The 9,215-nt window shown below is 68.4% G+C and carries 9 protein-coding genes; 6 read left to right on the top strand and 3 right to left on the bottom strand.

Annotated elements, in window-relative coordinates:
- Positions 1-7: 7 nt before the first annotated feature.
- The 3 genes from J2X70_RS04005 to folE form a co-directional block, all read right to left on the bottom strand.
- Positions 8-709, bottom strand: a complete 702-nt coding sequence (locus tag J2X70_RS04005) for a DUF4194 domain-containing protein (protein ID WP_025875661.1) — start codon at positions 707-709, stop codon at positions 8-10.
- The gene (locus J2X70_RS04010) at positions 696-2,165 is read right to left on the bottom strand and encodes a DUF3375 domain-containing protein (RefSeq protein WP_059065679.1); all 1,470 of its coding nucleotides are present in this window, start codon (positions 2,163-2,165) and stop codon (positions 696-698) included. The genes J2X70_RS04005 and J2X70_RS04010 overlap by 14 nt, the downstream gene beginning before the upstream one ends.
- Before the next feature lie 109 nt (positions 2,166-2,274).
- Positions 2,275-2,886, bottom strand: coding sequence for a GTP cyclohydrolase I FolE (folE, locus tag J2X70_RS04015; RefSeq protein WP_025875657.1), 612 nt, complete (start codon positions 2,884-2,886; stop codon positions 2,275-2,277).
- 629 nt (positions 2,887-3,515) lie between these two features.
- Here folE and J2X70_RS04020 point away from each other — a divergent pair.
- The 6 genes from J2X70_RS04020 to J2X70_RS04045 all read left to right on the top strand — a co-directional run bounded on the left by J2X70_RS04020 (position 3,516) and on the right by J2X70_RS04045 (position 9,195).
- Positions 3,516-3,971 carry a MarR family transcriptional regulator gene (locus J2X70_RS04020; RefSeq protein ID WP_309909086.1) on the top strand — a complete coding sequence of 152 codons (456 nt, stop codon included), beginning with the start codon at positions 3,516-3,518 and terminating at the stop codon, positions 3,969-3,971.
- Positions 3,972-4,078: 107 nt separating this feature from the next.
- Positions 4,079-4,288 (top strand): DUF1656 domain-containing protein, encoded by a 210-nt coding sequence (locus J2X70_RS04025; RefSeq protein WP_025875651.1) that lies wholly within the window; start codon positions 4,079-4,081, stop codon positions 4,286-4,288.
- Positions 4,285-5,202, top strand: a complete 918-nt coding sequence (locus tag J2X70_RS04030) for an HlyD family secretion protein (RefSeq protein WP_025875649.1) — start codon at positions 4,285-4,287, stop codon at positions 5,200-5,202. The genes J2X70_RS04025 and J2X70_RS04030 overlap by 4 nt, the downstream gene beginning before the upstream one ends.
- Complete coding sequence (locus J2X70_RS04035) at positions 5,199-6,659, top strand: efflux transporter outer membrane subunit (protein ID WP_140228089.1); 1,461 nt, start codon at positions 5,199-5,201, stop codon at positions 6,657-6,659. The genes J2X70_RS04030 and J2X70_RS04035 overlap by 4 nt, the downstream gene beginning before the upstream one ends.
- A gap of 3 nt (positions 6,660-6,662) precedes the next feature.
- The gene (locus tag J2X70_RS04040; RefSeq protein WP_218788213.1) at positions 6,663-8,702 is read left to right on the top strand and encodes an FUSC family protein; all 2,040 of its coding nucleotides are present in this window, start codon (positions 6,663-6,665) and stop codon (positions 8,700-8,702) included.
- A gap of 94 nt (positions 8,703-8,796) precedes the next feature.
- Positions 8,797-9,195, top strand: a complete 399-nt coding sequence (locus J2X70_RS04045) for a hypothetical protein (protein WP_032978532.1) — start codon at positions 8,797-8,799, stop codon at positions 9,193-9,195.
- Positions 9,196-9,215: the final 20 nt, after the last annotated feature.

Below are 9,215 nucleotides of genomic sequence, written 5' to 3' on the forward strand. Positions count from 1 at the left end.
GGGTCTCTCAGGCTTCAGCGGCCGGGGTTTCGCGCAGCTGGCGGTAAACCGCCGACAGCTGGGATACGTCTTCGGCGGAGAACAGCAGCTTCAACGCCGGCGAGACTTCGTGGCGGTCTTCCTGGCCGCCGAGGCGGGTCAGGATGTGGTTGTCCTTCATCTTCTGCACCGCCGAGGCGACACGGCGGTTGAAGCCGGCGCGGTCGGTGGACAGGTTCTTTTCGTAGATGGCCAGTGCTTCGGCCATTTCAGCATCGGCGACCACGGCGCGGTTGCCACGCGCATCGGCTTCGCCCAGCTGCTGGCGCAGGTACAGCAGCAGCACCGAATCGATGAAGGTCAGCGGCGAGGTGCGCAGCAGTACCGGTGCATCGACATCTTCGGTGTCGGCCTGGCGGGTGAACGCCACGCCACTGTCACGGTCGAGCACCAGTTCCAGGAACAGGTCCGACAGCGCCGAACGGATACCGGCTTCGCTGCGGATCAGTGCCGGCCACAGCTTGGCGTGACGCAGCTGGTCGATGCTGGGGCCGATCAGCAGCTGGCACAGCGCGCGGCGCGCATCCAGCGGCAGGCGGCCGGTATCGCCCATGTAGTAGACGTCGTTGCCGCGCCGGGGCTGGGCCACGGTCGCCACCGGTTCGGCCTGGTAAGCGTCTTCGGCCAGGTCGGCATGCGGTGCATCGATGGGGTCTTCATGCCAGCTCATGGCGTCTCTCCTGGGTAAACCAAACCAGCGGGATGCGGGCACGACGGATCTGTCCGTCGCCACCTCGCCATTCGGCAAGCTCCTGTTCGCCGGCGATCACGCTGCCAAAGCGCGTGCCCAGCGAGAGGTAGCCGATGACACTGCCCAGCCCCTGCGGCGCTTCGCGCTGCGACAGGGCCTGGGCAATGCTGAGTTTCGGCTGCCTGTCGAGCAGGTCGTGCAGGTCGCGGCGCAGGGTGCGGAAATCGATTTCCGACGACGCCACCAGATCGCCCACGCTTTCCAGGCTGATGCTGGCCGCATCGTTGTATTCGACGTTGCCATCGACCTGCGCGCTGCGCGGGTCGTGCAGCTTCCACTGCGACCACGAGCGCAGGCGGCTGGTGGTCAGCTGCAGGTCGCGGCCAATGGCGCGCTGCGCCGGGAAGTCATCGCGCAGTGCCAGTGCTTCGGACTGCGCCTGCTTCAACAGCTGGTTGAGGCGGCGCTGTTCCAGGTAGCCACGGCTCTGCACAAAACCACGCAGGCTGCGCGCGAAGTTCTGCAGCACGTCATGCACCTGGCCACCACGCTCGAGCATGGTGCTGGTGAAGCCGCGCAGGAAGTTGCGCTCGTTGCGATCCAGCCGCCGGGCGAAGCCACGGGCCAGCAGCGTCTCCAGCGCGGCATCGAGCTGGGCGCTCTGTTCGGCGTCGTTGAGCAGGCGCCAGAACGCCTGGAAACTACGGCCCGCGTCGCTCTCGCCGATCACGTCCACGCCTTCGAACAGCTTGGACAGCACGTCGCCGCGCTCGCCTTCGTCATCGATGATGCGTTCACGGAACTCACGGTTGAGCTGTTCAAAGTCGTCGCGCACGCGGCGGAAGTCTTCGGTCAACTCGTCGGCCAGGCCGATGATCTGCCGCGTACGTTCCAGCGCGCGCTTGCCGTCCAGGGCCGTCACGCGACCAGCGCTGACACGGGCGATCTCGGCATCGATGCGATCGCGTTCGTCTCGCAACGCGGACAGGCGCGCGTCCGGATCGGCCTCGGTCTGCGCGGCCAGCTGCGACAACTGCTCGATCACCAGTGCCAGACGGCTCTCGGTGGCGGCCACGCGGGCCTGCTCCATGCTGTCGGCGAAACGGATCGCCTGCAGCGCCTGGGTCGAGAGCTCGTACTGCTCCTGGTCGGCGCCTTCAGGCAGCCGGCGTTCCAGCCAGCCCTGCGCGAGCCAATGGGCGACGTAGGCCTGCGCGGTCCGCGGCAGCTCGCGCGACAACTCGTCGCCGTTGAGCTGGTCCAGCGCACGCTGCAGGCGCTCATTGAGAACCGATGCCGGCAACGTGCGATCGCCGTCCATCAGCAGGCCCTGCAGCAGGCCGATGATTTCCGGTGCGTGGTCGGCGGCGAGCAGCTTCCATTGCGGCTGTTCGCGCAGGTGGCGATAACGGGTGATGCGTTCGCGGTGCTTCATGCAGCGAGATCGGTCGGAAGGGCGCGGCGGCCAGCGCGCGCGCAAAGACGCGGCGCAGGCACGGCGAAAGCGGCGGCCACGCGCGGCCGCCACCGGGAGGCGACGGCGCTCAGCGCTTGCCGCCCACTTCGATGAAGCGCAGGAACTCGGCGCGGGTGCGGGCGTCCTCGCGGAAGCTGCCCAGCATCTTCGAGGTGACCATGCTGACGCCGCGCTTGTGGATGCCGCGGGTGGTCATGCACTCATGGGCGCCTTCGACAACGACGCCGACACCGACCGGCTGCAGCACGTCCTGGATGCACTGGGCGATCTGCGCGGTCATCTTTTCCTGCACCTGGAAGCGGCGGGCGTAGGCTTCGACCACGCGTGCCAGCTTGCTGATGCCCACCACCTTGCCGGCCGGCAGGTAGCCGACGTGCACGCGGCCGATGATCGGCGCCATGTGGTGCTCGCAGTGGCTTTCGTATTCGATGTCGCGCAGGACGATCAGTTCGTCGTAGCCGGCCACTTCCTCGAAGGTGCGTTCCATGTAGGCGCGCGGGTCGTCGCGGTAGCCGCTGAACCAGTCGCCATAGGCTTCGGCCACGCGGCGCGGGGTATCCAGCAGGCCTTCGCGGGTCGGGTCCTCACCGGCCCAACGCAGCAGGGTGCGCACGGCATCCTCGGCCTGGACCTGGGTCACTTCGCCCTGCGGGGCGGCCTTTTCGTTGTTCTTGCTCATTGCATACAGCGCCCGAACGGGGGGCGAGCATCGTACCCGACCGGGGGGTGGGTCGTCCTCTGGGGACGGTTCATCGGGGGATCCCCTGCGGCGCCTCAAGGCTGCTGGGCGAGAGGTGGAGGGGCAGGCAGGGCAGGACACGCCGCAAGTACGTCCTTGTAGGCTCGGCCACGGCATCCATGCCGTGGACGGTCCTGCCCTGCCTGCCCCTCCGCCTCTCCGACGGTTTCCTGCGGGCGCGGCCGGTCCGCCCGAAAGCGGGGTCAAAAGCTGGGGTCCATGGCTTCGGAGAGTGCTCTGGTAGCGCCGGGCCATGCCCGGCGAGCGGAGCGGTGCCACCAGGAGCCGCCGGGCATGACCCGGCGCTACCGCTCTTGTTCTTGAAGAGCCAACCCTCCGCGCCCGCGGGATGTGGGGTGGGTGGCGGAGGGCCGGGCGGGGTAGGACCGTGAGGCGCATGGATGCGCCGATCGAGCTTACAGGGACGTACTTGCAGCGTGCCCTACCCCGCCCGGCCCTCCGCCACCCCAACCGATAGCCAGCAGGCGCAACGCTTTCCTCAATACACCCCACCCATTCAGCAAGACCTATTGATAGGAATGAAATTAGTAGTATCCTATCTATTACTTATGGACCGCCCCCTCGACGAGCGCACCGTGCTGCAGATGCAGCTCAGCTCCGGCCTGCTGTACGCAGGGCGGCAGTGGCAGCGCCTGGCCGACAGCCGGTTGGGCAGCTACGGCATCTCCACCGCCTGCACCATGCCCCTGCTGATGATCGGCCGCTCCGGCGGTGGCATCCGCCAGGTCGCGCTGGCGCAGCAGCTGGGCATGGAAGGCCCTTCCCTGGTGCGCCTGCTGGACAAGCTCTGCGCCAGTGGACTGGTCCGCCGCGAATGCGATGCCAGCGACCGCCGCGCCAACCTGCTGTGGCTGACCGAGGAAGGCCAGGCATTGGTGCGCGAACTGGAAGACCAGTTGATCGGCCTGCGCCAGGACGTGTTCGGCGAGCTTTCCATGGATGAACTGAATGCCGTGCTGAAGGCATGGCGCCTGCTGGCCGAGGCTGCCGACCGCATCACGTAAGCCCGTTGTCGGTGAATACCGCCGCTGCCGTGCATGCGCCAGCGGCTTTTGCCCGTTGCCGTTGTCCTGTTCCACCTCCCCTTCCCCTACCGTCCCCGCCCCTACCGATGCCCGGTGAATTCAGTCTCCACGGAGTGTTCGTCCCGACCCTGCTCGGGTTGATGGTGTTGGCCTACCTGGTCAACAGCGGCCTGCACGCGCTGCTGCAGCGTGCCGGTGCCTATCGCCACGTATGGCACCCGGCGCTGTTCAACCTGGCCTTGTACGGGATCGTGCTGGGCCTGCTGTTCCACCTCCTGCGTTGGATGCAATCGTGAACAAGATCGTGAAGAAGACTCTGCCGGTGCTGCTTACCTGCGCAGCCGTGATCGTCGCCCTGCTGGTGCTGCGCCAGCTGTGGGTCTACTACATGGATGAGCCGTGGACCCGCGATGCCCACGTCGGCGCCGACGTGGTGCAGGTGGCGCCGGATGTGTCCGGCCTGGTCGAAACGGTGCAGGTAGCCGACAACCAGGCAGTGAAAAAGGGCGACCTGCTGTTCGTGATCGATCGCGCGCGCTACCGCATCGCGCTGGAGCAGAGCCGCGCCAGCCTGGCTGAACGCCAGGCATCGGTCGCGCAGCTGCGCCGTGAGATCGGACGCGACCGCAGCCTGCAGGATCTGGTCGCCGCCGAGGACGCCGAAGTGCGCCGGGCCAAGCTGCAGGCCGCACAGGCCGCATTGGCCACCGCACAGGCCGCGGTCGACCTGGCCGAACTCAACCTGGCCCGCACCGAAGTACGTGCACCGGCCAATGGCCGGGTCAACGACCGCACCATGCGCGTGGGCGACTACGTGGTGGCCGGCAAGCCGGTGCTGGCGCTGCTGGATACCGGTTCGTTCCGCATCGATGGCTACTTCGAGGAAACCCGCCTGCGCGGCGTGGCCCCGGGGCAGCGCGTGGACATCCGCCTGATGGGCGAAGACACCCCTCTGCACGGCCATGTCGAAAGCATCGCCGCCGGCATCGAGGATCGCTACCGCAGCAATGGCAGCACCCTGCTGCCGAACGTGACCCCGGCCTTCGACTGGGTGCGGCTGGCGCAGCGCATCCCGGTGCGCATCGCCATCGACGAGGTACCTGCCGGCGTGGAGCTGATCGCCGGGCGCACCGCCACGGTGACCGTGGATACCGGCCGCCACGTGCAGAACAAGAAGGCCGGCGCTGCGCCGACACAGGCGGGCCTGTGAACGCCGCCCTGCCCCGCCTTGGCCTGATCGTCGCGCTGGCCAGCCTGGCTGCGTGCAGAACCGTCGGCCCGGATTACACGCTGCCCGAGGGCTCGGCATTCAAGCGGCCGCAAGCGAATGCCGCGTTCATCGATACCCACAACCCCGAAGTGGCTGCCAACCAGGCACTGCCGGCACGCTGGTGGTCGCTGTACAACGACCCGGTGCTGGACGGGCTGATCACCCAGGCGCTGCGCGACAACGTCGAACTGAAGGCCGCCGACGCGCATCTGCGCCGCGCTGCTGCGGTGTACGAGCAGGCGATGGACGCCGGTGGCTTCGAGTACGAGGCCGAAGCCGGCGTCAGCCGCGCACAGTTGTCGGCCGAGTCGTTCCTGCAGGAGCACGAGCTGCCGGTGATCAACCTGGCCGACGGCAAGTTCGCGGTGAGCTACCAGTTCGACCTGTTCGGCAAGCTCAAGCGCGGTGCCGAAGCAGCCCGCGCCGACGAACAGTCGGTGGCCGCTGCACGTGACCTGGCCCAGGTGAGCGTGGTGGCCGAGGTGGCCGACAGCTACCTGGAGATCTGCCACGCCAACCATGAGCTGCATGTCGCCGAGCATTCCCTGCAGCTGCAGCAGCGCAGCCGTTCGGTCACCCAGCGGTTGATCAGCGCAGGCCGCGGCACGCCGCCGGAACTGGCGCGCGCCAATGCCCAGGTCGCGCTGCTGGAAGCCGCATTGCCCCCGCTGCAGGCGCAGCGTTCGGCCGCCGCCTATTCGCTGGCGGCACTGCTTGGGCAGACCCCGGGCCAGCTGCCGGCCGGGGTGATCGACTGCGCGCACGCACCCACCCTTGCCCAGCCGCTGCCGGTCGGTGATGGCCGCGCGCTGCTGCAGCGCCGTCCCGACATCCGCCAGGCCGAACGCAAGCTGGCCTCGGCCACCGCGCGGATTGGTGTCGCCACTGCCGAGCTGTACCCGGACATCCGCCTGGGCGCTTCGGTCGGCGCCGCCGGCCTGCTGGAAGACTTCGGCCAGCCGATGACCCAGCAGTGGTCGTTCGGCCCGCTGATCTCATGGACGCTGCCGTCCTCGGGCACGCATGCACGCATCCACGCCGCCGAGGCTGGCGCCGATGCCGCGCTGGCCGAGTTCGACCATGCCGTGCTGCAGGCACTGCGCGAAACACAGACCGCACTGGACCGCTATGCGCAGGATCTGCGCCGCCTGCAGTCGTTGCGCGTGGCGCAGGAGCAGGCTGCGATGGCCGCAGAGCAGAACCGCCGGCTGTACCAGGGTGGCCGCACGCCGTACCTGTCCAGCCTGGATGCCGACCGCAGCCTGGCCAGCAGCGATGCCACCCTGGCCGCGGCCGAAGCCCAGGTCTCGCGCGACCAGATCCACCTGTTCCTGGTACTGGGCGGTGGCTGGCAGGACAGTGCCGCGTCTGCGTCTGCGCCGACGGCGGCGAGGTAAGCGATGAACGGGCTGACCGACCGCCAGGCCTGGCTGTTCTCGATCAAGACCTACCTGGCAGCGATCGTCGCGCTGTATATCGCCATGGCCGGCAACCTGTCGCGCCCGTACTGGGCGATGGGCACGGTGTACATCGTCAGCCAGCCGCTGCTGGGCCCGACCCGGGCCAAGGGCGTGTACCGCATCCTCGGCACCCTGGCCGCCGGCCTGGCCACCCTGCTGATGTTGCCCGCCCTGGTGGAAACGCCGCTGGTGCTGAGCGCAGCGATGTCGATCTGGCTGGCCGGCTGCCTGTTCCTGGCCCTGCTCAACCGTGGCCCACGTGGCTACGCGTTCCTGCTTGCCGGCTACACCACTGCATTCATCGGTTTCCCGGCGGTGACCTCGCCGGAGACCATCTTCGACACCGTGGTGGCGCGCAGCGAGGAGATCATCCTCGGTACGGTGGTAGCGGTGCTGTTCGCCTCGCTGCTGTTCCCGGCCTCGGTGCGGCCGATGCTCGGCGCGCGCATCGGCAACTGGATGGAGGACGCGGCGCAGTGGTGCCGGCAGATCCTCGAGCGCGGCCGCGCGCATGCCCCACGCAACCGGCTGGCCGCCGACCTGGTGCAGTTCGAGGCGCTGATCGAGTTCCTGCGCCGCGATGACCCACGCCATGCCGGCGCGGCCGTCTCGATGGAGCGCCTGCGCGAACGCATGCTGTTGCTGCTGCCGGTGCTGTCATCGATCGCCGACCGCCTGAGTGCGCTGCGCAGCGATGGACAGACCCTGCCCGAGGGCCTGCCGACGCTGGTCGATGACATCCACGACTGGATCGACACGCCGTCCAGTGCCAGCGACTACGCGCGCCTGCGCGCACGCATCAGTGCGCTGAAGCCACAGGTGGACCGCGATCTGCAGCACCTGCAGCTGGCCAGCCTGCTGCTGCGCCTGGAGGAGCTGGTGGACCTGTGGCAGGACTGCCGCACCCTGCAGCACGCGATCGACCAGGGCACCGCGCCGCTGGACCGTGCGCACTACCGCATCCGCACCGAACGCGCCGCCACCGACAAGCACGTCGACTACGGCATGGCACTGTTCTCCGCGCTCAGCGCCGGCGTGGCGCTGATGAGCTACTGCGTGCTGTGGATCGGCCTGGGCTGGGAGGGCGGTGGCAACGGCGCGATGATGGCCGCGGTGACCGCCGCGTTCTTCGCGGCACAGGACGACCCGGCGCCGAGCATGGTCTCGTTCCTGGTGTGGGCGATGGTGGCTTCGCTGGTCGCCGGCGTGTACCTGTTCGGCGTGTTCCCCGCCGTGCACGACTTCGGCCTGCTGGCGCTGGTGCTGGCAGTGGTGTTCCTGCCGTTGGGCCTGCTGCTGCACCACCCGAAGAGCGCGCTGTTCGCGCTGCCGCTGACGGTCAACCTGGCTGCGCTGCTCAGCCTGCAGAACACCTACAGTGCCAACGTGCAGACCTTCGCCAACTCGTCGATCGCGATGTTCATCGGCATTGGCTTTGCGGTGGTGATGACCCGGCTGTTCCGCTCGGTGGGTGCCGAATGGACCGCGCGCCGGCTGGTACGGCAGGGCTGGACCACGCTGGCCGAGGCGGCCGAAGGCCGTGGCCAGCAGGATCGCCAGCGCTTCGCCGCGCGCATGCTGGATCTGCTCGGCCTGCTGGCACCGCGCCTGGCGGCGACCCCGGAAGGCAGCGACATCGCCTCGGTGGACATGCTCAACGAGGCGCGCATCGGCCTGAACATCCTGCAGCTGCGCCGCGCCCGCCTGGAGCTGCCGGAGCGCAGCCGTGAGGCGGTCGAGCACATCCTGGAGGAAGTGGCCGTGCACTATCGGCGGCAGATCGCCGCACGCAAGCCGATTGTGGCGGCAGAGGCGCTGCGCGAACGGCTGGACACCTCGCTGGGACGGGTTGGCAGCGTGGCCGCCTGCAAGGCGCGCGACGAGGCGCTGATGGGCCTGGTCGGCCTGCGGTTTGCGCTGTTCCCGGAAGCGAAGGCGTTGGCGCCGGGACTGGCGGACACCGCAGCGCCGTCCGTCTGATGCGATCCACCGGGCATGGCCCGGCGCTACCATCGTCATCCGGTAGCGCCGGGCCATGCCCGGCGTCCTTACGCCACGGCAACAGGACGGTTCAATGAGTTACGACATGATGGTGTTCGAGGCCAGCGTCGCCCCGCGTGAAGCGGCGGCGTTCATCGCCTGGTTCGAGAAGCAGGCGCAGTGGGGCGAGAGCCACGAGTACGACGACCCGGCGGTCAGCAGCCCGGCGCTGCAGGCATGGTTCGCGGAGATGGCGCAGGAGTTTCCGCCGATGAACGGCCCGCTGAGCAATGACGATGATGATCGCGCCGAGGTGACCGAGTACAGCATCGGCCGCCATGTGATCTATGGCGCGTTCGCGTACTCGGTGGCCGAGCGCGCGCATGGGCGGGTGCAGGACCTGGCCGAGAAGCACGGCGTGGGGTTCTTCGATGTCAGTGCGGATGAAGCGGCGATCGTGTATCCGGATGGGTTGGTGTTGATGCCGGAATAGATTTGGCGGCAGGGCTGCGC

The organism is Stenotrophomonas sp. 1337, assembly GCF_031455455.1.
Classification (GTDB): Bacteria; Pseudomonadota; Gammaproteobacteria; order Xanthomonadales; family Xanthomonadaceae; genus Stenotrophomonas; species Stenotrophomonas indicatrix.